Annotated in this window: 24 protein-coding genes, 2 tRNA genes and 1 pseudogene; 12 read left to right on the top strand and 15 right to left on the bottom strand. The window is 63.6% G+C overall.

What is annotated here, in order from left to right; all coding sequences use genetic code 11:
* Positions 1-65 precede the first annotated feature (65 nt).
* Positions 66-485, bottom strand: coding sequence for a PEP-CTERM sorting domain-containing protein (locus ACQ4WL_RS05775; RefSeq protein WP_436508670.1), 420 nt, complete (start codon positions 483-485; stop codon positions 66-68).
* A gap of 331 nt (positions 486-816) precedes the next feature.
* Here ACQ4WL_RS05775 and ACQ4WL_RS05770 point away from each other — a divergent pair, with 331 nt between their 5' ends.
* The 3 genes and pseudogenes from ACQ4WL_RS05770 to ACQ4WL_RS05760 all read left to right on the top strand — a co-directional run bounded on the left by ACQ4WL_RS05770 (position 817) and on the right by ACQ4WL_RS05760 (position 2,319).
* A complete protein-coding gene (locus ACQ4WL_RS05770) occupies positions 817-1,170 on the top strand; it encodes an ArsR/SmtB family transcription factor (protein ID WP_436508668.1) in 354 nt (117 codons plus the stop codon).
* Between the two features lie 107 nt (positions 1,171-1,277).
* Positions 1,278-1,418 (top strand): annotated as a pseudogene (locus ACQ4WL_RS05765) (DUF6691 family protein); the annotation flags it as partial.
* A 43-nt stretch (positions 1,419-1,461) separates the two neighbouring features.
* Positions 1,462-2,319, top strand: a complete 858-nt coding sequence (locus ACQ4WL_RS05760) for a ChaN family lipoprotein (protein ID WP_436508666.1) — start codon at positions 1,462-1,464, stop codon at positions 2,317-2,319.
* 14 nt (positions 2,320-2,333) lie between these two features.
* Here the strand turns inward: ACQ4WL_RS05760 and ACQ4WL_RS05755 are convergent, their stop codons facing one another.
* A complete protein-coding gene (locus tag ACQ4WL_RS05755) occupies positions 2,334-3,161 on the bottom strand; it encodes an IclR family transcriptional regulator domain-containing protein (protein WP_436508665.1) in 828 nt (275 codons plus the stop codon).
* Positions 3,162-3,327: 166 nt separating this feature from the next.
* Here ACQ4WL_RS05755 and ACQ4WL_RS05750 point away from each other — a divergent pair, with 166 nt between their 5' ends.
* The 7 genes from ACQ4WL_RS05750 (at position 3,328) to ACQ4WL_RS05720 (ending at position 10,296) form a co-directional block, all read left to right on the top strand.
* Positions 3,328-4,026 carry a 3-oxoacid CoA-transferase subunit A gene (locus ACQ4WL_RS05750; RefSeq protein WP_436508664.1) on the top strand — a complete coding sequence of 233 codons (699 nt, stop codon included), beginning with the start codon at positions 3,328-3,330 and terminating at the stop codon, positions 4,024-4,026.
* Positions 4,027-4,037: 11 nt separating this feature from the next.
* Positions 4,038-4,679: a 3-oxoacid CoA-transferase subunit B gene (locus ACQ4WL_RS05745; protein WP_436508663.1), complete on the top strand. Its 642-nt coding sequence runs from the start codon at positions 4,038-4,040 to the stop codon at positions 4,677-4,679.
* 34 nt (positions 4,680-4,713) lie between these two features.
* On the top strand, positions 4,714-5,916 hold the full coding sequence (gene pcaF, locus ACQ4WL_RS05740; RefSeq protein ID WP_436508662.1) for a 3-oxoadipyl-CoA thiolase: 1,203 nt from the start codon (positions 4,714-4,716) through the stop codon (positions 5,914-5,916).
* 152 nt (positions 5,917-6,068) lie between these two features.
* Positions 6,069-7,364, top strand: coding sequence for an MFS family transporter (locus tag ACQ4WL_RS05735; RefSeq protein WP_071076010.1), 1,296 nt, complete (start codon positions 6,069-6,071; stop codon positions 7,362-7,364).
* Positions 7,365-7,440: 76 nt separating this feature from the next.
* The gene (locus ACQ4WL_RS05730) at positions 7,441-8,136 is read left to right on the top strand and encodes a fumarylacetoacetate hydrolase family protein (RefSeq protein WP_436508660.1); all 696 of its coding nucleotides are present in this window, start codon (positions 7,441-7,443) and stop codon (positions 8,134-8,136) included.
* A gap of 21 nt (positions 8,137-8,157) precedes the next feature.
* Positions 8,158-8,478 (top strand): thioredoxin family protein, encoded by a 321-nt coding sequence (locus ACQ4WL_RS05725; protein ID WP_436509097.1) that lies wholly within the window; start codon positions 8,158-8,160, stop codon positions 8,476-8,478.
* Between the two features lie 519 nt (positions 8,479-8,997).
* A complete protein-coding gene (locus tag ACQ4WL_RS05720; protein ID WP_436508658.1) occupies positions 8,998-10,296 on the top strand; it encodes an MFS transporter in 1,299 nt (432 codons plus the stop codon).
* Between the two features lie 59 nt (positions 10,297-10,355).
* On the opposite strand, the gene ACQ4WL_RS05715 is transcribed toward ACQ4WL_RS05720, so the two are convergent.
* The 9 genes from ACQ4WL_RS05715 to ACQ4WL_RS05675 form a co-directional block, all read right to left on the bottom strand.
* A complete protein-coding gene (locus ACQ4WL_RS05715; RefSeq protein ID WP_436508657.1) occupies positions 10,356-11,927 on the bottom strand; it encodes a histidine-type phosphatase in 1,572 nt (523 codons plus the stop codon).
* 119 nt (positions 11,928-12,046) lie between these two features.
* On the bottom strand, positions 12,047-14,527 hold the full coding sequence (locus ACQ4WL_RS05710; protein WP_436508656.1) for a TonB-dependent siderophore receptor: 2,481 nt from the start codon (positions 14,525-14,527) through the stop codon (positions 12,047-12,049).
* A gap of 78 nt (positions 14,528-14,605) precedes the next feature.
* Entirely contained in the window at positions 14,606-15,613 is a 1,008-nt protein-coding gene (locus ACQ4WL_RS05705; protein ID WP_436508654.1) for a FecR family protein, read from the bottom strand.
* Positions 15,610-16,137, bottom strand: a complete 528-nt coding sequence (locus tag ACQ4WL_RS05700) for a sigma-70 family RNA polymerase sigma factor (RefSeq protein ID WP_436508653.1) — start codon at positions 16,135-16,137, stop codon at positions 15,610-15,612. The genes ACQ4WL_RS05705 and ACQ4WL_RS05700 overlap by 4 nt, the downstream gene beginning before the upstream one ends.
* A 196-nt stretch (positions 16,138-16,333) precedes the next feature.
* Positions 16,334-16,410, bottom strand: a tRNA-Met gene (locus ACQ4WL_RS05695).
* Positions 16,411-16,471: 61 nt separating this feature from the next.
* Positions 16,472-16,548 (bottom strand) — tRNA-Met (locus ACQ4WL_RS05690).
* A gap of 91 nt (positions 16,549-16,639) precedes the next feature.
* Positions 16,640-17,587, bottom strand: coding sequence for a tRNA (adenosine(37)-N6)-dimethylallyltransferase MiaA (miaA, locus tag ACQ4WL_RS05685; protein WP_436508651.1), 948 nt, complete (start codon positions 17,585-17,587; stop codon positions 16,640-16,642).
* Positions 17,588-17,666: 79 nt separating this feature from the next.
* On the bottom strand, positions 17,667-19,574 hold the full coding sequence (gene mutL / locus ACQ4WL_RS05680) for a DNA mismatch repair endonuclease MutL (RefSeq protein ID WP_436508650.1): 1,908 nt from the start codon (positions 19,572-19,574) through the stop codon (positions 17,667-17,669).
* Positions 19,575-19,714: 140 nt separating this feature from the next.
* Entirely contained in the window at positions 19,715-20,653 is a 939-nt protein-coding gene (locus ACQ4WL_RS05675) for a peptidylprolyl isomerase (protein WP_436508649.1), read from the bottom strand.
* Positions 20,654-20,901: 248 nt separating this feature from the next.
* Between ACQ4WL_RS05675 and ACQ4WL_RS05670 the strand changes: the two genes are divergently transcribed.
* On the top strand, positions 20,902-21,552 hold the full coding sequence (locus ACQ4WL_RS05670) for a VTT domain-containing protein (RefSeq protein ID WP_071075583.1): 651 nt from the start codon (positions 20,902-20,904) through the stop codon (positions 21,550-21,552).
* A gap of 99 nt (positions 21,553-21,651) precedes the next feature.
* On the opposite strand, the gene ACQ4WL_RS05665 is transcribed toward ACQ4WL_RS05670, so the two are convergent.
* A complete protein-coding gene (locus tag ACQ4WL_RS05665; protein ID WP_436508648.1) occupies positions 21,652-21,855 on the bottom strand; it encodes a hypothetical protein in 204 nt (67 codons plus the stop codon).
* On the opposite strand from ACQ4WL_RS05665, the gene ACQ4WL_RS05660 reads away from it, so the two are divergent.
* Positions 21,854-22,768: a carbonic anhydrase gene (locus tag ACQ4WL_RS05660; protein ID WP_436508646.1), complete on the top strand. Its 915-nt coding sequence runs from the start codon at positions 21,854-21,856 to the stop codon at positions 22,766-22,768. The genes ACQ4WL_RS05665 and ACQ4WL_RS05660 overlap by 2 nt on opposite strands.
* Here ACQ4WL_RS05660 and ACQ4WL_RS05655 read toward each other — a convergent pair.
* The 3 genes from ACQ4WL_RS05655 to tsaE are packed head-to-tail and all read right to left on the bottom strand — an operon-like array spanning position 22,760 to position 25,490.
* Positions 22,760-23,623, bottom strand: coding sequence for a D-hexose-6-phosphate mutarotase (locus tag ACQ4WL_RS05655; protein ID WP_436508645.1), 864 nt, complete (start codon positions 23,621-23,623; stop codon positions 22,760-22,762). The two genes, ACQ4WL_RS05660 and ACQ4WL_RS05655, sit on opposite strands and share 9 nt — an antisense overlap.
* Before the next feature lie 14 nt (positions 23,624-23,637).
* Complete coding sequence (locus ACQ4WL_RS05650; protein ID WP_436508644.1) at positions 23,638-25,038, bottom strand: N-acetylmuramoyl-L-alanine amidase; 1,401 nt, start codon at positions 25,036-25,038, stop codon at positions 23,638-23,640.
* A complete protein-coding gene (tsaE, locus tag ACQ4WL_RS05645) occupies positions 25,002-25,490 on the bottom strand; it encodes a tRNA (adenosine(37)-N6)-threonylcarbamoyltransferase complex ATPase subunit type 1 TsaE (protein ID WP_436508643.1) in 489 nt (162 codons plus the stop codon). The genes ACQ4WL_RS05650 and tsaE overlap by 37 nt, the downstream gene beginning before the upstream one ends.
* Positions 25,491-25,547: the final 57 nt, after the last annotated feature.

The following is a 25,547-nucleotide window of genomic DNA, read 5'->3' as shown; positions in this document are numbered from 1 at the left end:
GCCAAAAAAAATCCGCGCGAGGCGGAATTTTTTTTAATGCAGCGGCATCGGCCACCGAAATAAGCTCAGCTATCGAATTTTTCCTGTTTTTCACGGTACATACTAAAGGCCAGCAAACCCAGCCCCACCAGCAGCATCGAGACCGTGCTCGCTTCGGGCACGGGCGGCGGCACGTTCGCCTGTTGCACGGCGGGGGCCGTGACGACTGCGGGCGGGGACAGTGCGCCCTGGCGTGCGCCGGCGCTGCGCCAGCGCGGGGCCGCATTGAGTGTGTTGCCCTGCGTCAGCAGGCGCGCATATGGCAAGTCCGGTGTTTCCCAGCCAAGATGGTTGCTGCTGTTATTGAAAACAAGACTCTCGTCGCTCACGACCTGATCGCGTGCTGCGTGCGGGTTGCCCGGCATGCCAGCGCCCGTTGCCGCCGCATTCCCTGCACTGGCCGACAGCGCCAACATGGCCACGCATAGCGGCTGAAAGATCTTCATCTTTGACTCCCTGGTTCACCGCGCGGCGCGACCGAAACCGGCCTGCGCTTGGACGGACAATGCGCCTGTACGGGGGCGTATCACGATTTTTCTGATGAGGTCTTATTACAGCACAAATCGTGGCAATTTTGCTACGTATATTTTCTTTAAATTACGAATATTTATCATTTTGATAGCGCGAAGGCTATCGCTGCTGCACACTTTGCATGAGCACGCTATCGTTGAAAAACACTGTTGTTTTTTTGTGCGAATCGCCAGCAGGAAAACAATATATTGATTAGTATATTGTTTATCGCATGATGATCAATATGACCGCCTGTGGGAGGGCAAGATGGAGACAGTTGCAACACAACACGCCGAATATAATCTCGATGCCATGCGCGGCTCGGCCTACAAAGCCAGCTCGCTGCTCAAGGCCATGGGCAATGCCGACCGCCTGATGCTGCTGTGCCAGCTTTCGCAGGGCGAGCATTGCGTCAGCGACCTCGAACAAAAGGTGGGCATCGGCCAGCCGACCCTGTCGCAGCAGCTGGGCGTGCTGCGCGAAGAGATGCTGGTGGCCACGCGGCGCGACGGCAAGCAGATCTATTACCGCGTCGCCAGCGCGCCCGTGCTGGCCGTGCTGCAAGTGCTGTACGCGCAATTTTGCGCGCCGCGCCACCTGTTCAACGACGAAGCGGACTGACCCTGCCATGAGTAGCGCCTGGCAACACTTCACGCCATGGACCTCGCTGGCGGGGGGACATGCTGATCGGCCTGGCGGCTGCGCTATTGATTCTATTCAATGGCCGCATCGCCGGTTTCTGTCCCGGTCCCGCCCTCGTACCCCTGTTGGCGGGGCAGCCGAAGGCGTGGATGTTTGTGGGCGCGATGCTGGCTGGCATGGCCTTGTTTGAAGTGCTGGCGCGCCGCAAGCTACCGGCACCGGCCTGAGACGGTACAATCTGGCGCATCGCCACTTTGGATGCCCACTGACATGAAGACCGTGATTTTCCGCGCCGGCGCGCGTGCCGCCCTGCTGTGCAGCGTGCTGGCGCTGGCTGCCTGCGGCAGCTTGCTGAAGAAGACAGCGCCGCCCGTTCCCGCGCCCGTGGCCGACACCTTGCCCAATCCGCAAGTATTGCTGCTGGGTGAAGTGCATGACAATGCGCAAGGCCACCGCCTGCGCGTCGCAGAGTTGCAGCGCCGCCTGGCAGCCGGCTGGCGTCCCGTGATTGTCATGCAACAGTTCGACCGCGAAAACCAGGCCTTGCTGACGCGCGCCGCGCGCGATTGCGCCGACCCCGATTGCATCATCCGCGTGATGGAGCAGCCGCGCTGGGACTGGAGCATGTACCGGCCCGTGCTGGACCTCGTCATCAGTTACCAGCTGACCCTGGTTGCCGGTAACCTGTCGCCGGCCGAGGCCTCGCGCATTGTGCGCGACGGCATCCAATGGGCCATGCCGCCCGCCATGGTCGCCACTTATCTGGCCGCGCCCGTGCCGACCGACATCCTGGAAGGGCAACAGAAGGAAGTCCAGGCGGCCCGCTGCAATATGCTGCCCGAGATGATGATCAACGGTGTCGTCAACGCCCAGGTGGCGCGCGATATCTGGATGGCCAAGCTGATCCGCGACCAGGCGCCGCGCGATGTGGTGCTGATCGCCGGCAATGCGCATGTACGCAAGGACATCGGCGTGCCCCGCTGGCTGAAGCTGGCCGACCCGCAACTGAACCTGCGCAGCATCGGCTACCTGGAGCAGGGCGGCAGCGGCTACAAGGGTACGTTTGACTTGACGCAAACGATGCCGGCGCAGCCGCGCCCGGACCCGTGCGCGAAGTTTAAAAAATGAGGTTCAAGAAATAGTTACTGCTGCACCCGCACCAGGGCGCTGACCCGGCTTGCCGTATCGAGCAGTTTCGGCAAGCTGTGTTCCAGCAAATGCGCCACGGACGGTCCCGCCGTCTGGCCGCTGACATTGATCGCCGCCACCACCTTGCCGGCCCGGTCGAACACGGGCGCGGCCAGGGCGATCAAGCCCTGTTCCAGCTCTTCCTGCACCAGGCACCAGCCCTGGCGTCGCACTTGCGCAATCTCTTCCATCAAGACTTCGATATCGACCTTGGTCGCCGGCGTGATTTTCAGCAGCGCCATTGTCGACAGCCGTTCGCGCAGCATGTCGGGCGCCAGGCCCGACAGCAATACCCTGCCCATCGAAGTGCAATACGCGGGCAGGCGGCTGCCGATGCCCAGGTTGATTGACATGGTGCGGTGCGCGGACAGGCGCACGACATACACGATGTCGTCGCCGTCGAGCACGGTGGCCGAGCACGATTGGCGCAAGGTGTGCATCAATTCTTCCAGCAGCGGCTGGGCCTGCGTCCAGACGGGCAGGGATGACAGGTAGGCGTAACCGAGGTCGAGCACTTTGGGCGTCAGGCGGAACAAACGCCCATCCGCTTCCACATAACCGAGATGCAGCAAGGTGAGCAGGATGCGCCGCGCGCCCGCGCGCGTCAGCTGCGCCCGCTCCGCCACTTCGCTCAGGGTCTGTTGCGGCGCCTCCGCGCCAAAGCTGCGCAAGACGGCCAGCCCCCGCGCGAACGATTGCACGTAGCTGTCGCCGGGACGGGGCGCGCCGTCGGCGTCAAGGGTGTCTGCGGCGGAAAGAGGCGTGCTGCGGAGGTCGGTCATGGCAATTCCAATGGATCAAGGTGGCAATTATAGCCATGGCATTGGTGAAAACGGCAAATTGACAAGCGCGCCGATCAGGCATATTCTCACGAATAAGTTCTAAATACGAATATTTGTTCTTTATGCGAACAAATGGTTGATGAGTTTGATTTGTAGGAGACCGGCAATGATCGACAAACTGCGTTCCAGCGTGCTTGATGCGCTGGCCGATATCCACGATGGCGCCACCGTCATGATTGGCGGCTTCGGCGGCGCGGGCCAGCCGGCCGAGCTGATCGACGGCTTGATCGCCCAGGGCGCGCGCGACCTCGTCATCGTCAACAACAATGCGGGCAATGGCGACACGGGCCTGGCCGCCCTGCTGAAAAACGGGCAAGTGCGCAAGATCATTTGCTCGTTCCCCCGTCAGGCCGATTCCCACGTCTTCGACGCCCTGTACCGCGCGGGCAAGCTGGAACTGGAACTGGTGCCGCAGGGGAATTTGGCCGAACGCATCCGCGCCGCCGGCGCCGGCATCGGCGGCTTTTTCACGCCCACGGGCTATGGCACGGACTTGGCCAAGGGCAAGGAAACGCGCGAGATCGATGGCCGCATGTATGTGTTCGAGTCGCCCATCCACGCCGATTTCGCGCTGATCAAGGCGGAGCAGGGCGACCGCTGGGGCAACCTGACTTACCGCAAGACGGCGCGCAACTTCGGCCCGATCATGGCCATGGCCGCGACAGTCAGTATTGCTTCCGTGCATGAAGTTGCCGAGCTGGGCAGCATCGATCCCGAGCACGTCATCACGCCGGGCCTGTTCGTGCAGCGCATCGTGCAAGTGCCGCGCACGGCCACCGGCCCCGCCGGCTTCAAAGCTGCCTGAGGAATATTAAAATGAATAAATGGAATCGAGATCAAATGGCGGCGCGCGTGGCGGCCGACATTCATGAGGGCGCCGTCGTCAACCTGGGCATCGGCTTGCCGACCCTGGTAGCGAACCACTTGCCGGCCGGCGCGGACATCATCTTGCACAGCGAAAACGGTGTCATCGGCATGGGCCCCGCGCCCGCGCCGGGCGAGGAAGACTACGACCTGATCAATGCGGGCAAGCAGCCCGTCACCCTGCTGCCCGGCGGCAGCTATTTCCACCATGCCGACAGCTTCGCCATGATGCGCGGCGGCCACCTGGACATCTGCGTGCTGGGCGCTTTTCAAGTCTCTGCCACGGGCGACCTGGCCAACTGGCACACGGGCGCCCAAGACGCCATCCCCGCCGTGGGCGGGGCCATGGACCTGGCCATCGGCGCGAAAAAAACCTGGGTCATGATGGAGTTGCTGACCAAGACGGGTGAAAGCAAGCTGGTGCAGACCTGCAGCTATCCGCTGACGGGCATCGGTTGCGTCAGCCGCATCTACAGCGACCTGGCCGTGCTCGACCTGGGTCCCGCTGGCGCCACGGTCGTCGAACTGGCCGAAGGCTTGAGCTTTGCGCAACTGCAAGCGTTGACGGCCGTGCCGCTGACGGATGCCCGCTAATTCAACATCAAACCACTTTCTTGGAGGAAAGAACATGACCCACGCATACATTTGCGACGCCCAGCGCACGCCATTCGGCCGCTACGGCGGCAGCCTGTCCGGCGTGCGCGCCGACGACCTGGGCGCCGTGCCCATCCGTGCCTTGATGGCGCGCAATCCCGAGGTGGACTGGAGCGCCGTCACCGACGTGCTGTACGGCTGCGCCAACCAGGCGGGCGAGGACAACCGCAACGTGGCGCGCATGGCCGCCTTGCTGGCAGGCTTGCCCGACAGCGTACCGGGCGCCACCTTGAACCGCCTGTGCGGCTCGGGTCTGGACGCCATCGGCAGCGCCGCGCGCTTCATCAAGAGTGGCGAAGCGGGCTTGCTGATCGCCGGCGGCGTGGAAAGCATGAGCCGCGCACCGTTTGTCATGGGCAAGGCCGACGGCGCCTTTGCGCGCGGCATGAAAATGGAAGACACGACCATCGGCTGGCGCTTCATCAATCCCTTGATGAAGGCCCAGTACGGCGTCGATTCGATGCCGGAAACGGCGGAAAACGTGGCCGTCGACTTCGGCATCAGCCGCGCGGACCAGGATGCGTTCGCCCTGGCCAGCCAGGTCAAGGCGCTGGCGGCGCAGCAGGCGGGCGTGTTCGACAGTGAAATCTGTCCTGTCAGCATCCCGCAAAAGAAGGGCGATCCCATTATCGTTGCCCGCGACGAGCACCCGCGCGCCACCACGCTGGACACTCTGGCCAAATTGAAACCCGTCGTGCGCGCCGATGGCACGATCACGGCCGGCAACGCATCCGGCGTCAACGATGGCGCGGCGGCGCTGCTGTTGGCCGACGAGGCCAACGCGGCCCGTTTCGGCCTGACGCCGCGCGCCCGCGTCGTGGCCATGGCGACGGCCGGCGTGGCGCCCCGCATCATGGGTATCGGCCCTGCGCCCGCCACCCTGAAAGTGCTGGCCATGACGGGTTTGAGTCTGGCTGACTTCGACGTCATCGAACTGAACGAAGCGTTTGCCGCGCAAGGGCTGGCCGTGCTGCGCCAACTGGGCTTGCAGGATGACGACCCGCGCGTCAACCCGAACGGCGGCGCCATTGCCCTCGGTCATCCGCTGGGCGCCTCGGGCGCGCGTCTGGCCATGACGGCCGTCAACCAGCTGCACCGCACGGGCGGGCGCTATGCCTTATGCACCATGTGCATCGGCGTGGGCCAGGGCATCGCGCTGGTGCTGGAACGCGTCTAGATCCTGCGCGTCCACAGACGGAAAAAGTTGCCGGCGATACGTATTAACGCGTATGCCGGACGGCTTTTTGAGCCTGATCCAGCGCGTATGATGCAAAACCGCCTGGGCAACCCGGCTGGCGTTGGCTTTTTTACACGAACAAGAAGATTGATATGACATCCCACGATACTCCGCATGACGTTGCGCAGCTGACTTCCCAACAGCGCATCAAGGCCATCATTGGCGCTTCCTCCGGTAACCTGGTCGAATGGTTCGACTTCTACATTTACTCGTTCTGCGCGCTGTACTTTTCGCACGCCTTCTTCCCTTCCGGCAATCCCACCACGCAGCTGCTGCAGACGGCCGGCATCTTTGCCGCCGGTTTCCTCATGCGTCCGGTGGGCGGCTGGCTGTTCGGCCGCATCGCCGACAAATACGGCCGCCGCCAGTCGATGATGATTTCCGTGCTGATGATGTGCGGCGGTTCCTTGATGATCGCCGTGCTGCCCACGTATGAAACCATCGGCGCCTTTGCTCCGTTCCTGCTGCTGGTGGCACGGCTGTTCCAGGGCCTGTCCGTGGGCGGCGAATACGGCACCAGCGCCACCTACATGAGTGAAGTGTCGGAATCGGGCAGGCGCGGCTTCTTCGCTTCGTTCCAGTACGTGACCCTGATCGGCGGCCAGCTGCTGGCCTTGCTGGTGCTGGTGGTCTTGCAGCAATTGCTGACCCTGGAAGAATTGCGTGCCTGGGGCTGGCGCATCCCGTTCGTCTTTGGCGCCCTGGCCGCCCTGGTGTCGCTGAACCTGCGTAAATCCCTGACGGAAACAACCACCGCCAGCGAGCGCAAGGACAAGGACGCGGGCAGCCTGCGCGGCTTGCTCAAGCACAAGCGCGCCTTCATTACCGTGCTGGGCTTTACGGCCGGCGGCTCGCTCGTGTTCTACACGTTTACCACTTACATGCAGAAATACCTGGTCAACACGGCCGGCATGGATACCAAGACGGCCAGCGCCGTCATGACCTGCGCCTTGCTGGTGTACATGATTTTGCAACCGGTGTTCGGCGCCCTGTCCGACCGCATCGGCCGCCGTACCTCGATGCTGTTCTTCGGCGGCCTGGCCACCCTGTGCGTGCTGCCGATCATGCATGCCTTGAAGGACATCACCAGCCCGTACGCGGCGTTTGGCCTGATCATCATCGCCCTGGCCATCATCAGTTTCTACACGTCGATCAGCGGCTTGATCAAGGCGGAAATGTTCCCTGTCGAAGTGCGCGCGCTGGGCGTGGGCCTGTCGTATGCGGTCGCCAACGCCATGTTCGGCGGTTCGGCCGAATACGTGGCGCTGCAGTTCAAGGCCTGGCACGTGGAAGATTATTTCTACTGGTACGTGACCGTCATGTGCCTGATTTCCTTCATCGTCGCCATCCGCATGCCGGACCCGAGCCGCTCGGGACTGCTGAAGTAAGGTTGCCGTAAAATGGGGGACACTGCGGTGTCCCTTTTTCATCACCGCCTATTTATCGTGCCGATCAGGAGTCTTCATGCCGTATGTCATTCCCGCAGCCATCCAGCCCAGCGTTCCCGTCACCGGCAGCGTTGACACTTTCCCGGTCCACCGCATCTATTGCGTGGGCCGCAACTATGTCGACCATGCCAAGGAAATGGGTCATACGGGGCGCGAGGCGCCGTTTTTCTTCATGAAACCTGCCGACGCCGTGCTGCCCGTGCCAGCCGGCGCGACGGGCGAACTGCCGTATCCGGCGCAGACGCAGGATTTCCAGCACGAGATGGAATTGGTGGTGGCCATCGGCAAGGGCGGCAGCGACATCGGCGTGGCCGATGCGCTGAGCCATGTGTGGGGTTATGCGATCGGCCTGGACATGACGCGCCGCGATGTGCAGGGCGCAGCGAAAAAGCAGGGCCGTCCGTGGGAAACGGGCAAAGCATTCGAGTACTCGGCGCCCATCGGCCCCATCACGCCGGCCGCGCAGGCGGGCGACGTCAGCCATGCTGCCATGACCCTGCACGTGAATGGTGAGATGCGTCAAGGCAGCAACATCGACATGCTGATCTGGAACGTGGCCGAAACCATCGCCGACCTGTCGCGCTACTTTACTTTGCAGCCCGGTGACCTGATCTACACGGGCACGCCGGCCGGCGTGGCGGCCGTGCAGCGTGGCGACGAGCTGGTGGGGGCCATCGATGGCCTGGGTACATTGCGCGTGAAAGTGGTCTAAGCTGTCAAGGAGACTGGCATGATGAACGATATCTATTCTGTAGCACAACCGTCGCGCGCCGAGATCGACGCCTTGACGGGGCCAGCCCTGCTGGAATTCGGCACGGGCTGGTGCGGCCACTGCCGCGCTACCCAGGCGCCGCTGGCCGCCGCCTTTGCGCAGCACCCAGGGGTGCCGCATCTGCGCGTGGAAGACGGCCCTGGCCGCGCGCTCGGGCGTTCGTTCAAGGTCAAACTGTGGCCGACCCTGGTTTTTTTGAACGATGGCCAGGAAGTGGCGCGCCTTGTGCGCCCGCTCGACAGTGCGGAGATCGACAAGGCGTTTGCTCTGATTGAGGCGTAAGGGCTTGTCATCATTTCTTGCCGCACTGCACCACTGCGCGTATGATAAGCCGCTTACAGCAAGATCAACCGCATCCTTAGTGATGTAGGCGCGATCATCGCCGGCCCGCTCCACCCGGAGGGGCCGCAGGCAAGGATTCACCACAAATGACCGATGCCGCGATGCCGACGCGCGGGTCTGGTACGGAATGCCTGGCGATACGCCGGGCCTGATACACGTCGCCCATCCCCTGACGCCTTTCCTGCCGTGCCCCGGATAACCGGATGGCGCACGACCGTTGTTTCTCTAAATCAGCACTGATCACGGCGCGATAGCGCGCGTTGGTACACCGTTGTCTGCCGTTAACAACGGCGTGTTGCGGCGTGGAATTTGTTTGCGAATTTAATAGCAAATTCGCAGCAAATACGCCTGCGCACAGCTATGATAGGTGAACCGCGCGCCTAGACAACGTGCTGTGCTGCTGCCTGAAAAAACATCCAGAGAATGGCCTTTAGACACCCTCCCCAAGGAGCGCAGTAAATGAGTAAGCCCCGGAGCACCCCCCCCAAGAAAAATTCCCCCGGCACGGTGCTGTTTGCCAGCCTGATCGGCACCACCATCGAGTTCTTTGATTTTTATATCTATGCCACCGCCGCCGTGCTGGTGTTCCCGAAACTGTTCTTCCCCGCCGGCGACCCGTCGGCCGCCGTGCTGCAGTCGCTGGCCACGTTTGCCATCGCCTTCTTCGCCCGCCCCATCGGTTCGGCCGTGTTTGGTCACTTCGGCGACCGCATCGGCCGCAAGGCCACCCTCGTGGCAGCCTTGCTGACCATGGGTATTTCCACCGTCATCATCGGCTTGCTGCCGACCTATGCCGCCATCGGCACCCTGGCGCCGCTGCTGCTGGCGCTGTGCCGTTTCGGCCAGGGCCTGGGCCTGGGCGGCGAGTGGGGCGGCGCGGTGCTGCTGGCCACGGAAAACGCGCCACCGGGCAAGCGCGCCTGGTATGGCATGTTCCCGCAGCTGGGTGCGCCGATCGGCTTCTTCCTGTCGGGTGGCATCTTCCTGCTGCTGAGCGAAACCATGACCGATGAGCAATTCTTCAGCTATGGCTGGCGCATCCCGTTTCTCGCCAGCGCGCTGCTGGTCATCGTCGGCCTGTATGTGCGTCTGAAGATCACGGAAACGCCGGACTTCCAGAAAGTCATCGACAAGAACGAAGTCGTCAAACTGCCCGTCGCCACCGTGTTCCGCCAGCATGGCCGCATGCTGTTCCTGGGCACCATCATCGCCCTGGCCACCTTCGTGCTGTTCTACCTGATGACGGTGTTCGCGCTGAGCTGGGGTACGACCAAGCTGGGCTTTACGCGCAAGGAATTCCTCATCGTGCAACTGTTTGCCGTGCTGTTCTTTGCCATGACGATTCCGTTTTCGGCCGTGCTGGCTGACCGCCGCGGCCGCCGTGCCACCATGATCTGGGTCTCCGTCGCCATTGCCATCTTCGGCCTGGTGCTGGCCCCGATGTTCGGCTCGGGCGTGACCTGGGAAGTGACGCTCTTCATGGCCGTCGGCCTGGGTCTGATGGGTATGACTTACGGTCCGCTGGGCACCATGCTGTCCGAGCTGTTCCCGCCCGAAGTGCGCTACACGGGCGCCTCGCTGACGTTCAACCTGGCGGGCATTCTGGGCGCTTCGCTGGCGCCGTACATCGCCACCTGGCTGGCTACCAACTACGGCTTGCAATATGTGGGCTATTACCTGTCGCTGGCCGCCGTGCTGACGTTGGCTGCCCTGCTGATGGTGGGCAAGCCACGCGCGGGCAAGGAAGCGTGGGAATAAACGCCCGCGCTAGCTGAATCCCCCGAAAGCCGCCAGCTACCCAGCTGGCGGCTTTTTTTCTACCGCGCCGCCACGTGGCCGTAGCAGGCTTTCAGTCCCGCGTAGTCGTAGAATACGCTGCCAGGGGCGATGCGCGCGGCGTCGCAGGCTGGTTTGAATGGCGTTTCCTTTTCGTTATACAGCAGGCGCACGATGAGCTGTCCTGTGTCGTTGCGGTACACGTCCCACTGCATGTTGGCCGCCAGCGGCGAAACGCTCTGGCCACGCCACGGACTGTCTGCATGGCTGTAGCTGGTCTCTGGCGGCAGCGCCTGCTGCAAGCCCATGGCCGAAGCGAGCGGGATGATCATCTCGGCATGCGTGAAGCGCAGCTTGGCCGCGTGGCGCAGGTCGCCTGCGGCCAGCGCATCGACTTCCCTGAAAAAATCCTCGCGCAGCGCCACGGCGAAGCGCCAGGTGACGCCGCCACTGTCCGTGGTGGACGGCCCCTTCTTGTAAAAATCCTCGTGGTCGGCCACCGAGGCGTAATAGCGCGCATTGTCGGCCGGCATGTAGCGGCTGAAATCGGCCTTCACCTCATGCCGCATGCCGGCGGCGATCGCATACAGTTCATATAGTTTCATGGCGGCCGCATTCACGCTGCGGATGACGGTCTTGCCGTTGCCCGTCATGCTGCGCGTGAGTTTGCCATCCGCGCTGGTGAACGTGTAGCTGCCCGTGTCCGCATAGCTGGTGGCGCCGCCGTTAAACTGCGCCAGGAAGGCGGGTGTGAACAAGCGCTCCAGCACCTGGCGCGCATGCGCGGCTGCTGCCGGCTGCCTGGCCGGGGGTGTCATCAGGGTGTCCAGCCGCTTGGTCCTGATGTAGTGCTGGTAAGCCTGGCTGGCGGCATAGGTGGCGGAATACGGGTTGGCGCGATCGGCGACAAAATCCGTCTGCGGCGCCAGCTTGTGCGCATACAGCAGGAAGCGGTTGACGCCATCGACTTGTAATATCGGCTGTACTGCGGGCGTGCGTCCCTGCGGGTACGGCGCTGGCGCGGGCGGCAGGGTCAGCAAGGGCGCCAGCGCCGGGGCGTATTCCAGCAGCGATTGCGTGAAGAAGCGCGCACTGTCGCGTGCACGGTCCACGCCGGAATGGATGGTGACGAGCTGGCGCGGCGCCGTGGCCGCGTCCTGTTCCACTTGCGCGAAGAGGGTGGGCAGGCGCGCCAGCAGGCGTACGGCCAGTTGCCTGTGTTCCTCGATGCCCGTCTGCGTCAGGTTGCCATAGCCTGGTTTGTCGATACCGGCCACGCCATGGCCGAGCAGGGCGTTGGCCTGCATCAGGGCCAGGATGTCGGGACCCAGTTCGCGTCCCAGCGGCGTCAGGGCATCCTGCGCGGCGGCCTGCTGCCACATCGCATACAGGGCCGCGTCGCCCTTCATGCCGGTCAGCCCGCGCGCACCGTGGCGCGCCACCAGTTGCGTGAAGATGGGCTGGAAACCGGCCGGTGGCGCGGCATACGTGGCCGGGTCCTGTTGCGGCGCGTAGGGCGTCTTGGTTTGATAGTAGCCGTCGAAGGCCAGGGCGGAACTGGTGCAGCAGGCCAGGGCCAGCAGCATGCTGGACAGGGGAAGCGGTGGGGACATGGTTTTTTTTGGCGGATGGTTTCTTGAATGCAAGCCTAGCACTGAACGAAAAAAAACGGAAAAAAAGGCGGGCACGGCTAAATGCCGGCCCGCCTGTTCCATCACCGCAGCGTGTCAGCCTACCACTTCGGCGTGTATTTCAGTGTGAACTGCACGTTGCGCGGGTCGCCATAGTAGTTATTCGTACCGGTGTTGTTGTAGGCCGGGATGATATAGCGCTTGTCGAGAACATTGTTGACGTTGACTGACAGGGCCATTTGCGGCGTGGCTTGCCAGGCCAGGCGCGCGTTCCAGAGCGAGAAGCCGGCAACCTTGAACTTGTACGCGGTATCGACCGTATGGCTTTGCGTGTTGACGCCGGCGCCCACGCTGAACTTGTCCCAGGCGCCGGGCAGGGTATAGCTGGACCAGACACGCAGCATGTGTTTCGGCGTCCAGGTGGAAAAGACCTTGCCTTGCTCGTCCGGATCGTCCAGGTAGGTCGTCGTCGTATAGGCGTAGCCGGCAGACAGCTGCAAGCCGCGCGCCACTTCGCCGGAAACTTCCGCTTCCATGCCCTGGCTGCGCACCTTGCCCGACGCGCGCGAGCAGTACTGCCCGTCGCACGCGAGGTCGGCGGCATAGTCGGTGACGGCGCGGTTCTTGTGATCGTAGCGGAACACGGCCAGCGAGGTGTTCACCGTGCCATCCATCAGTTCCCCCTTGATGCCCGCCTCGTAATTGCTGCCCGTGACGGGCTTGAGGACCTTGCCTTGCACGTCGCGGTTGCTTTGCGGCGTGAAGATGTCGGCATAGCTGGCATAGGCCGACCATTGCGGATCGAGCGCGTAGATCAGTCCCGCCGACGGCGTGAACTTGGCGCTGGCGTTGAGTTGTTCACCAGGACCTGCGGGCGTCGCATACAGGAAGTCATACCAGCTGAAGCGTCCGCCCAGCATGGCTTTCAGCTTGCCGGTCAACTGGCCGTTCCAGCTGCCATACAGGCCTTTCTGGCGTATTTCGTAGGTGCTGTCGCTGGTCACGCCCTTTGGGCGCGCGGCGATAGTGTCGAGGTCTTGCCATGGACGGTGGTGGTTGATGTTGAAGACGTTTGCTCCTCCTTCCCAGGCGCGCGCGAAGCGGTCGTTCGACGCCAGCGTGACATAGCTGGCGCCCACGAGGACTTCCTGCGCCATGCCCAGGCCGTCGAATTTGCCGCGTACGTAGGCGTCGATGCCGCGCTTGCGGTTGTCGAAATCCATGGCAAAGTCGCCATAGCTCGCGCCGCTGCCGTTTGGACGGATGGGCATGGCCACGCGCTGGTGCGCGGAACTGGTGTTTTCCCGCATGTTCACGGCCGATGCCTTCAGGCTCCACTGGCTATTGAAATGGTGTTCCAGGTCGAGGAAAATGTTGGTTTGCCTGGCCTCGCTGCGGTTCCAGTCGGCGCCCGTGAAGGTGGAGCGGGGCAGGTTCAGCGCGCTGCCGTCCACATAGCGGGGCAGGCCGACGAAGGTGGGACGACCGTGGTCATTGACGTTGCTGATGGCCAGGCCCAGTGTGGTGGCGGGACCCAGGTCATAGTCGAGCGCCGCATACAGGGTGCGGTTCTTGCTCCACACCTGGTCGACGAAGGAGTGGGTATCGTCTTCATCGACAATAACGCGTCCGCGCAGGCTGGCGTCCGCGTTCAAGGGGCTGCTGACGTCGAGCTGGGCGCCAACACGGTCCCACGAGCCGGCGCGTGCCGTCATGCTGACGCTGCGCGTGGCGGTCGGGCGCTTGCGTACCAGGCTGACGGAACCACCGGGGCTGCCCGTGCCAACGAGCATGCCGGAGGCGCCGCGCAGCACTTCCAGGCGGTCGTAAATGACCATGTTTTCCTGACCCCAGTTACCCAGTGCATAGGTATTGCGGTCGATCGGCACGCCATCGTACTGCCATTGGTCGATCTGGAAACCGCGCGCCGTGATCACCACGCCCGGTCCCACGCCATGCACGCCCACCACGCCGGTGACGTTGTTGACCGCCTCGCGCAAGTCCGTGATGCCCTGGTCGTCCAGGCGCTGGCGCGTCAGCACGCTGACCGATTGCGGGATGTCCTTCATCGCTTGCTCGCCCTTGCCGATGCTGATCTTGCGTGCCGTGTAGGAGCCGCTGCCTTCCGTGGTGGCACCTTGCTCTGCCTGGCCGACGATGGTAATCGAGGGCATGGTGCGCTCGGCCGCCGAGGCGGCACTGGTCGCCGCCGTGGGCGCAGACGCCGGCGCGGCCACCAGCACATAGCCGGTGGACGTCTTGCCGATGGCGTAGCCGCTGCCGCGCAGCAGTACGGCGAAACCGTCATCGATGGCGTAGCTGCCCTGCAGGCCGGCACTGGTCAAGCCCTGGACCTTGGAGGCATCGATGACGATGGAGACGCCTGCCTGCTGGGCATAGCGGTTCAGGGCACCGGCCAGCGGACCGGCGGGGATGGCGTAGCTGGCGACAGCCGGTGCAGCCTGGGCGACTGCCTGGGCATGCAGGCCGGCGCCGGCCAGCAGCATGGCCGCCAGGGCCAGCGGGCGCAGCCGCGTGCGCAGGGTGTTCGGGGATAAAACGGCAAGGACTTGAACGGACATGGTGACAGCCTTTTTTGATTGATCTCAGCTGCCTTGACGCACGAGAAGCACAAAGTGGAACCGCGAACGCGCATTTTTCTAGTTATTTTTTGCGGGGCCGCGGAAGGGAGCGTCGACCATCACCAGGTAGCGCGTCAGCATGCGGATGCGCAGCTGCGGGAAATTGTCGATCAACAGTTGCAGCGCCTTGTCCGTGTCGTCCAGCGGCAGTACGGCGGCCACGCGAATACCCGCGATCTGCGCGCGGTCGTAATGCAGCTGGCCAGGGCGGTGACGGGCCAGTTCGTCGAGCACCTCGGCCAGCGGCAAGTCGTCAACCACCAGCTGGCGCGCGCGCCACGCGTCCTGCACGCTGGCCGCATCGATGGCTTGCAAAGGGCCCACGCCATCGTCGGTGATGCGCGTGCGCTGGCCCGCCTGCACTGCCACGGCCGGATGTTGCGGCACCTGCGCCAGCACGGTTGACTCCAGCATGCTCAAGATGGTGGCGTCATCTTCCCTGCGCACGGTAAAACGCGTGCCCAAGGCGCGGATCGCCGCCTGCTTGCTGTCGACGATGAAGGGGCGCTGCGCATCCTTGGCCACGTCGACGAGGATGTCGCCACGCACCAGCTCCACATGCCGCTCGCCCGCATTGAAACGCACATTGACGGCGCTGTTGCTGGCCAGGGTGAGGCGGCTGCCATCGTCCAGCGTGTGCGTGGACCATTGCCCTGTGGGGCTGCGCAGGTCGGCCAGCAGATAGGCGGGGCGCTCGCTGATGACCAGTGCACTGGTCAGCACCAGCGCGCCCACGGCGCTGGCCGTGGCCAGCTGGCGCAGACGCTGGCGGGGGCGTTTTGGTGCGATGGCAGTCAGGGCGGCGCGTGCGGGCCTATGGTCGCCGCCGGCCGGTTCGCGCACGGCATTCAATTGACGCAGCAGGTTTTCCATGCCGGCGGCCGCGCTCGCGTGCAGCGGGTCGGCCGCCTTCCACGCAGCGAAGCCGGCCTGCGCAGTGTCGCGCTCGGCCGGATCGTCGGCGCTCAGGCGCACGATCCAGTGCGCGGCCTGCTCGGCTGCGACCTCGGCGCGGATGGTATTCATGCCGCCATGGCCGGACAGGTGTGGCGGCAGGCCAGTAAGGCTTGCACCAGGTATTTTTGCACCATGCGCGTGGAGACCTTCAGTTGTGCCGCCACGGCGGCCTGCGATTGCTCTTCCAGATAGTGCAGCAAGAACGCGTCGCGCGCCTTGGCCGATAAGCCGGTCAGCGCCATGGCGATCTGCTCGAGCGCCTGCACGGCCATCAGGATCTCGTCCGGCGAGGGCGCGCCGGGCAAGCTGTCGGCCAGTACGGCCAGTTCCGCCAGGTAGCTGCGTTCGAGTATTTGGCGGCGTGCGCGGTCGAGCAGCAAGCGCTTTGCCGTGGTGGACAGATAGGCGCGCGGTTCGCGCATGCCGAACAGGGCGTCGCGCGAGGCGATGATGCGCACAAACGTGTCTTGCGCCACGTCGGCCGCCCCATGCGGGCAGCTGAGTTTTTTGCGCAGCCAGCCGACCAGCCAGCCGTGATGCTCGCTGTAGAGCGATTGCACTTGCTGTTGCAGGCTGGGCTGGGCGATGGACATAAGGTGAGTTAATGGTATGAATGAGAATTATTCTCATTGTAAGCGCCAGTGGCGGCTTGCCACAATCCCCAATGCTTGCGAATGGGGCGGGTGTTGCTTACAGGCCGCACACGAGGCGGCCCTGAAATGAAAAAACCCGCCGCTGCGCGAGGCAGGGGCGGGTTCATCAATGCGGCTAATTTTTACTACTCATTCTTGGTGGTGATAGGTGGACTTGAACCACCGACCCCAGCATTATGAATGCTGTGCTCTAACCAACTGAGCTATATCACCAAACAGACCGGTCAGACCGGATGCTCGTTGTGACCATGTCAGAGCCATGATCCTTGTTCTTTGGTGGTGATAGGTGGACTTGAACCACCGACCCCAGCATTATGAATGCTGTGCTCTAACCAACTGAGCTATATCACCCAACAGCCGAGCATTATCCAGTCTTCGCATTTCCTTGTCAATGCCGGCCATGAAAAATCTGTGGATTTTTTGTGTGCTACAGCGTTCATGATTATTTCATTAACGGTTGGATCTGTGCCAGCATGGACGAGGCCGGATCAGCGCCCAGGCAATCGATGACGATGCGTTCCGGCATCGCGCGTAACCAGGTCAGCTGCCGTTTGGCCAGCTGGCGCGTGGCGATGATGCCCGTCTCGCGCAAGGTGGCGCGGTCGATGCGGCCGTCGAGGTATTCCCAGGCTTGGCGGTAGCCCACGCAGCGCATGGATGGCAGGCCCGGATGCAGGTCGCCGCGCCGACGCAACCCTTCTACTTCGTCGAGCAGCGCATCGTTTTTCAGCATGAGGTCGAAGCGCGTGGCGATGCGCGCATGCAGCACGGCGCGGTCCGATGGCTCCAGCGCGAACGACTGTAAGTGAAATGGCAGCACGGTCTTTTCGCGCAGGGCCAGCAGGGCCGACATGGGCTGGCCGGACAGGGCGATGATTTCCAGCGCTCGGCCGATGCGCTGCGCGTCCTGTGGCGCCAGGCGCGCGGCCGTGACAGGGTCTTGCTGCGCCAGGCGCGCATGCATGGCGGGCCAGCCGATGGCGGCCGCGTCCTCTTCCAGCTGGGCGCGCAGCACGGGATCGGCGCCGGGCAAATCGTCGAGGCCATCGGCCAGGCCCTTGAAGTACAGCATGGTGCCGCCGACGAGCAGCGGCAGCTTGCCGCGCGCCGTGATCTCGCTCACCAGGCGCAGGGTATCGTTGCGGAACTGCGCCACCGAATAGGCGTCCAGCGGGTCGATGATGTCGATCAAATGATGTGGGACCTGGGCCAGTTCTTCTTTCGACGGCTTGGCCGTGCCGATATCCATGCCGCGGTAAACGAGGGCGGAATCGACGGAAATGATCTCGGACGGGATGGCTTGCGCGATGGCCAGCGCACTGGCCGTCTTGCCGCTGGCCGTGGGGCCCATGATGGCGACGGCCAGGGGGAGGGTATGGGTATTTGTCATGATGCTTTTTTGATGTGCTTGCGATGGGGACCCCAAGGCAAAGGCTGGGGTCAGACCCGGCGGGTCTGACCCCGGAATTTTATTGCCCGCGCAGGAACAGTTTATCGAGCGCGTTAATCTCGACCTGCACCCAGGTGGGCCGGCCATGGTTGCACTGGTCGGCGCGTTCCGTGCTCTCCATCTGGCGCAAGAGGGCATTCATTTCTTGTACCGACAAGATCCGGTTGGCGCGCACGGCCGTGTGGCAGGCCAGGGTGCCCAGCAATTCGTTCTGGCGCTCGATCAGCACGCGCGAGCCGCCGTATTCGCGCACGTCGCGCAGCACGTCGCGCGCCAGGGTTTGCGCGTCGGCGTTTTTCAGCAGGGTCGGCACGGAGCGCACGGCCAGCGTCGTGGGCGACAGGGCGGCGATGTCGAAGCCCAGTGCCTTGAGCGTCTCCTGGTTTTCATTCGCCGTCGACACTTCGATGGCGTCCGCGTAAAACGTCACGGGTATCAGCAGCGACTGCACCTGCATGTCCTGGCCCGAGACTTGCGCCTGCAGCGCGTTTTTCAGCTGTTCGTACAGGATGCGCTCATGCGCGGCGTGCATGTCGACCAGCACCAGGCCCTTGGTGTTTTGCGCCAGGATGTAGATGCCGTGCAGCTGGGCCAGGGCAAAGCCCAGCGGGTATTCTTCGCGCGCCATCGCTTCGGGCGAGGCGATGTACGGTTCCACCTGCGTGATCGGAGAACTGGCAGCGGCGCCGCCGAACAGGGCGCCGTAGGCCGCCGTGTCCTGGGCCACACCTGGCGCGTCGGCAAAGAAGGGGCGGGCCGCGCCGGGCGAGGAGGGCGCGAAGGTATGCGTGAATTGCGCGCCGAACGAGGTTTGCGTCTGCTCGCGGCGCCAGATGCCTGGGCCACCGGAGGCGGCGCCAGCGTCGCCACCACCGAGACTGGAAGCGGCCGGCAGGGGGGCGGGCACGCTGCCGAAGGCCGTGGCCGACGTTTGCGCCAGCGCGCGCTGTACGGCGTGGAAGACAAACTGGTGCACGGAGCGGCTGTCGCGGAAGCGCACTTCGATCTTCGACGGGTGCACGTTGACGTCGACCAGCGCCGGGTCGAGGTCGAGCGCCAGCACGTAGGAGGGAAAACGGTCGCCGTGCAGCACGTCCTGGTAGGCCATGCGCACGGCGTGCACCAGCAGTTTGTCGCGCACGAAGCGGCCATTGACATAAAAGAACTGGGCATCGGCGCGCGCCTTAGACGCCGTCGGCAAGCCGGCAAAGCCGTGAATGCGCAGGGTGCCGGCTGACTCGTCCAGCGCCAGGCGCGCTTCGGCGAAGTCATTGCCGAGGATGTGGGCGCTGCGCTTGGCCAGTTCGCTGATACTCCACTGGTCAATGGTGCGGCCGTTGTGCGACAGCGAGAACGACACATCGGGGCGCGCCAGGGCGATGCGGCGCACGACTTCGGCGCAGTGGCCGTATTCCGTCTGTTCGGATTTGAGGAACTTGCGCCGCGCGGGCGTGTTGAAATACAGGTCTTGCACGTCGACCGTGGTGCCGTGCGCGCCCGACGACGGCGAGATGCTGCCATTGTGCGAGCCGACGATTTCCCACGCATGGGCGGCGTCCGCCGTACGCGAGGTCAGGGTGACGGCGGCCACCGAGGCGATCGAGGCCAGCGCCTCGCCGCGAAAGCCCAGGGTGCCCACGTTTTCCAGGTCGTGCAGGGAGGCGATCTTCGAGGTGGCGTGGCGCGCCAGGGCCAGCGGCAGCTGTTCCTTGTCGATGCCGCGGCCATTGTCGGTGATGGCGATGCGTTTTACGCCCCCTTCTTCCAGGCGTACCGTGATCTGCGTGGCGCCCGAGTCGAGCGCGTTTTCCAGCAACTCCTTGACGACGGCCGATGGCCGCTCGACCACCTCGCCAGCGGCGATTTGCGAAATCAACTGGTCAGGCAGGGCCTGGATCGGGCGGTGGGGCGTGATGGGAGCGTTCATGCCCTGATTATAACGGGTTCGCAAGGGGAGGCGCTGCTGTGCTGATGCCTGTATTTGGGGTCAGACCCTCAATGCCGCTAACGCAAAGTTCAGCGCCAACGTACCCGGGGGTCTGACCCCAGCCTTAGCCTCGGGTTGCGTTATTTCCCCACCTCCCGCACCGGTATCGGCGCATTGCACAGGTCGACGTGGCCGGCCGTGACCTTGCTCCAGGGGCCGCCGCGGTGGCGCTGGGCTTCCAGCACGGCCTGGTAGGCGGCGCTGTCGGTGCGCATCACTTCCAGGTTGCTGCGCTGCTCTGGCGGCACGCTGGCGGCCAGGCGGATGGCCTTGATCGGCACGTTTTTCTCGGGGCTGTCATAAAAGCCCATGGGACCGGCGCCGCGCGGCAGGGTCGACAGCAGCGGCATGCCAGAGACGACCCGGCCGATCACCGTGATGTCGCGGTCCAGGTGGCGCGGCGACTGGCCGATGACGGCGTACAGCTCCGTGCCGCCGCCGCTGTCGCTGGCGCTGTCACGGCCCACGCCCACGGTGGCATAGCAATGCGTGAGCCAGGCCGTGCCGCTTTTCGGATCGCGCGCGGACGGGAAGCCGTTCGAATGGCCCACTTGCGGCGCATAGCCATCGACGTCTGGCAGGCGCGTGAAGTTCTTGACGTTTTTCAAGGGCACGGTGAATTCGCCGGGCAGGGTGCGCTGGGCATGCTGGATCGGTTTGGGATTTTTCTCGTTCGGATCGCCCCATTGCGCCACCCAGTTGTCCTGCGCGCGCGTGATGGCCAGGCCGTCGTAATACTGTTCTGCCACCAGCGCCTTGATGTTGGCCACGTGTTTTGGCGCGAAGTCGGGCGCCAGCTCGATCACCACGCGGCCTGAGGGAATGTCCAGGTACAGGGTGTTGTCCGGGTCCAGCGCACGCCAGTCGGACGGTTTGGAGGCCTTGATCACGTCGGCGAGTGTCGCCTTGGCCGGCAGTTCGGCGGGCGCCTTGATCTGGACAGGTGCCGCATGGGCGGATAGCTGGGCAAGGCCCAGCACGGTGGCCATGGTCAGGCCGCTCAGTGAATGCAGATACATATTCTCTCCTGGTCGGCGCGGATTGCGCCGGTCAGAAAGTGTATACCGGAATGGCAATATTTCGTTGGAAAAACATTGCAGATAGCAATACTGATAGTTGCCTGCCGATGCGGCGTTTCCTTAACCTTTACTTAAATTGCCACACGCGCAAGGGCACCACATAATTAATCCTGAAATATCGGGCCGGGGACTGCCGTTGCGCTGGCCGGGTGGTGTATGATTCCGCCGCTACCTTTAGGGAAAAATATATGGATTTTGTGCAATTCCTCGACATGATCGTACATGTCGACAAGACGCTGGGTCTCTTGATCGAGCAGTACGGTACCCTCGTGTATGCAGTGCTGTTTGCCATTATTTTTTGCGAGACAGGCCTCGTGGTGCTGTTCTTCTTCCCTGGGGATACCTTGTTGTTTATCGCCGGCGCGTTTTGCGCGACGGGACAGATGCACCTGGGCTTGCTGATTGCCCTGCTGGTGACGGCTGCCGTCACGGGTAACACGCTCAATTACTGGATAGGCGAGGCCATCGGGCAAAGGGTGTTTACCCACGATTACCGCTGGATCAACAAGGATGCCATGCGCCGTACGCATGAATTCTTTGAAAAGCACGGCGGCAAGACCATCATCCTGGCCCGTTTCGTGCCGGTGGTGCGCACCTTCGCTCCCTTCGTGGCCGGCATTTCCGACATGACGCATGCGCGCTTCCAGATGTACAACGTGACGGGCGCCCTGTTGTGGGTGGTCGGTCTGGTGACGGCGGGCTACTTCTTCGGCAATATCCCCTGGATCCGCGACCACCTGACCTTGATCGTGCTGATCGGTGTCGGCGCCGCCGTCGTGCCGGTGGTACTGGGCGGCATGTGGAAACTCTACAAGCGCATGGTTGGCAAGTCGGCGTAAGGCCGCATGGATCCGGGGCAAGCACGCTGCGGCACAGCCCGCAGCGGGCCCCGGATCCCGTTTTTCTCTTCCTTGTTTTTGTTTTACTCCCACGCTGATTCAAGTTTTGTTGCTTTCCAGCCGTAAACCAGAGGGTATTCTCACTTTCTGGATTTCCATGCGACATTTGAGCGCCCTGTTAGCTTGCAGCCTTGCCGCGATGGCGGTCACGGCAAGCGCCAAAGATGCCCCCGCTGCGGCGAGCGCCGCCGCATCCGCGCCTGCGAGCGCGCCCATGTCGGCGTCGGCGCGCGCGGCCGCCATGAAAACCCTGACCGAATCGGTCAAGGGCAAGGAGGTCAAGGGCAAGGAGGTCAAGGCGCCTGTCGTCGTCGCGCCCACGGCGCGCGAGCAGGAAGAAGCGGCCGAAGTCGACTTGTCCGAACGTATCGCGGCGCGCCTGGCGGAAATGCGCGCCACCCAGGCGGCCCGCGCCGCCGCCCGCGCCAAGCGCGCCGCCGTGGTGAAAGCGGCGCCACCGCCACCACCTCCCGTGGCGCGCGGCACGCACTGGTCGTACGAGGGCGACAGCGGCCCGGCCCACTGGAGCAAGATCAATGTCGACTGGGCCAAGTGTGGCAATGGCAGCCGCCAGTCGCCGATCGATATCCGCGATGGCATGAAGGTGGAACTCGAACAGATCAGCTTTGACTACCACCCGTCGTCGTTCAATGTGCTCGACAATGGTCACACGGTGCAGGTGGGGGTGAGTGGCGGCAATTACATCACGGTGCAGAACCGCATGTTCGAGCTGCAGCAATTCCATTTCCACCGCCCGTCCGAAGAGCGCATCAATGGCAAGGCCTTTGAAATGGTGGTGCACCTGGTGCACCGCGATGCGGAAGGCCGGCAAGCCGTACTGGCGCTGCTGCTGGAGCGGGGCGCGCCGCAAGCGACCATCCAGACGGTGTGGAACAACCTGCCGCTGGAGAAATTCGAGACCATGCAGCCCACCATCCTGCTCGACCCGTCCGAGATGCTGCCGGCGCGGCGCGATTACTACACCTACATGGGATCGATGACGGAGCCGCCTTGCAGCGAAGGCGTGCTGTGGCTGGTGATGAAGCAGCCAGTCCAGGCCTCGCCGGCGCAGATGGCGCTGTTCAGCCGTTTGTATCCCTTGAATGCACGCCCAATCCAACCGGGCAATGGCCGCATCATCAAAGAATCAAATTGAGGTGGGGGCAGAGCCGGCGGGTCTGACCCCAATGTGCTGGCGGCCGGTCCATTCGGCGCCAGCGGCCAGCAGGTCGGGCTGGATCAGGGCCGGCTCGATGCAGAGGAAGCGCTGGTATTCGTCGTCGGCCAGGTCGGGCAGGGCGGCTGCGTCTTGCGCGCCCGGGTTCCACACGACGGCATCCGTAAAGCCCTGCTGCTCCAGGCGCAGGGTGTGGCTGCCAGACTGCAGGTGCAAGGCGCCCGGCAGCTGGTAGTAGATGCGGTCCAACTTGTCTGCAAACTGCAGCAGCTCTTCCGCCTGCAAGGCATCTTGTGGCGTCTCGTCCGAATAGCGCACGCGCTGCAAGCCGCCCACGCGCGCCTCGCTCAATTGATCAATCGCAAAATAGCTGTGCAGGGCGGCCGAGAACGGGAACGCCTGCTCGCCCGTGTTGTGCACGGATAGACTCAGCTCGAGCGATTGGCCTTGTACCGCCACGCGCAGGCGCAGGGTGAAGGCGTAGGGCCAGGTGGCGCCGATCGCCTCCGGCAAATCCGTGTGATGCAAGGTAAATTCGGCATGGGCGGCGCCCTCGGCTTCGCCGCTCGATTCCAGCTGCCAGGTCGCCACGCGCGCAAAGCCGTGGCGCATGCCCGTGCCGCGCGCGCCGAACTGGGGAAAGATCACGGGTACGCCGCCACGGATGGCGCGGCTGCCGTCGAGGCTGGATGCGTGGCTGCAGAACAGGCGCTCCTGGCCGTCGCTGGTTTTCCAGGAGACCAGGTGGCCGCCGTACAGGGTGACGGTGGCCTGCGCGCCATCGGCGGCACGGATGGTCACGGCCGGCAATTGGCCAAATGTGCTCTTGCTCATACTGGATTGTCCTGTCAGGTCATGCGGCTTTTCGCCAGCGGCGGATTCTTCGCGAAGTAGTTCTTGATGCCGGTGACGATGGCGTCGGCCATCTGGTCCTGGTAGCCGTTGTCGGTCAGCTTGGCTTCTTCTTCCGGATTCGAGATGAAAGCCGTCTCGATCAGGATGGAAGGGATGTCGGGTGCTTTCAGTACGGCGAAACCGGCCTGCTCGACGGAGCCCTTGTGCAGGCGGTTGATGCCGCCGATTTCGCGCAGCACGGCCTTGCCCAGCTTCATGCTGTCATTGATTTGCGCCGTCGTCGACAGGTCGAGCAGCACGCTGGCCAGCTGCTTGTCGTGGTTCTTTACGTTCACGCCGCCGATCAGGTCGGCCTGGTTTTCCTTGTTGGCCAGCCAGCGCGCGGCCGTCGAGGTGGCGCCCTTTTCGGACAGCACGAAGACGGACGAGCCGCGCGCCGTCGGCTGGATGAACGCATCGGCGTGGATGGAGACGAACAGGTCGGCTTGCACCTTGCGCGCTTTTTCCACGCGCATGCCCAGTGGGACGAAGAAGTCGGCGTCGCGCGTGAGCATGACGCGCATGTTGGGCTGCAATTCCAGTTTGGTTTTCAGGCGCTTGGCGATGGCCAGCACCACGTCTTTTTCGCGGCTGCCCCTGCTGCCCATGGCGCCCGGATCCTCGCCGCCGTGGCCGGGATCGAGCGCGATGGTAATCATGCGCACCACTTTCTGGCCTGGCAGCGGACGCGCTTCGGGGCGCTGTTCCGGGCGGATATCGGGCGCGGGCGGCACGATGGACGTGACCGGTGGCACCACCGCGGCCACGGGCGGCTTACCGCTGTCGGGCAGGGGCAGCGCGGGTGGCGGCGTATGCGTGTCGGACATCAAGGGCTTGGCCGGGTCGCTCGACCAGTCGCCCTTTTCGATCATCTGCGCGATCAGGTCCGGCTCGTGCACGGGATACAGGTCGAAGATCAGGCGGTGGTTGTAGGAGCCGGCTGGCGGCAGGGTAAACAGCTGCGGCGTGACTTCCTCCTTCAGGTCGAACACCAGGCGCACCACGTTGGGCCGGTTCTGGCCCACGCGCACCTGCTTGATGTACGGGTCGTTCGACTGGATCTTCGCCACCAGGCCTTTCAAGGTGGGATTGAGCTCCAGTCCTTCGATGTCGATCACCAGCCGTTCCGGGTCCTTGACGATGAAGTGGGTCGCCTTCAGGATGCTGTCGTTTTCCAGCGTGACGCGCGTGTAGTCCTCGGCCGGCCAGACGCGCACGGCGAGAATTTGCGCCGCCATCGCCGACATGGGCGCGAACACGGACAACAGCAGGGTGCCGCCGGCCTTGAGGACCGTGCGCCGGGTGATGGGCGAGGAGATCAAAGGTTCGGGGCGAATTTGAGACGGTGAAGGCATGACAGACCCAATTCAGAAGACGCTTGCAATTCTACATCACGTCCTGTACCCGCAACGTTCAAATAAACATTCAAGTCCGCTGGCGGCAGCACCGGCTCGGCTTTCTCCGGCCATTCGACGATGCAGATATTGCGGCCGTCGAAGTCTTCGCGAAAACCGGCGTCGAGAAATTCCTCGGCGCTGCCCATGCGGTACAGGTCGAAGTGGATGACGTTGACGCTCTGGCCATCGAGCTGCACCGTGTACGGTTCGGACAGCGTATAGGTGGGGCTTTTCACGTGGCCCGCATGGCCGGCTGCGTGCAGCAGGGCGCGCGTGAGGGCCGTCTTGCCGGCACCCAGGTCGCCGTGCAGGTAGATCGCCAGGCCTGGTGCCAGTGCGCGCGCCAGTGCGGCGCCCAGCGCGGCGGTACCGGCTTCGTCGTGGAGGTGGGCTGTGAAGTGTTCGGTCATTATCTTCCGTATCGCATAAAATGGAGGCTGCTGTCATTGTAACCGCCCGCGCGCCTG

It is taken from the genome of Janthinobacterium kochi (assembly GCF_051380715.1).
Classification (GTDB): domain Bacteria; phylum Pseudomonadota; class Gammaproteobacteria; order Burkholderiales; family Burkholderiaceae_D; genus Janthinobacterium.
Note: the sequence above shows the minus strand (reverse complement) of the source record. Positions and strands in the feature narration are given on the sequence as shown.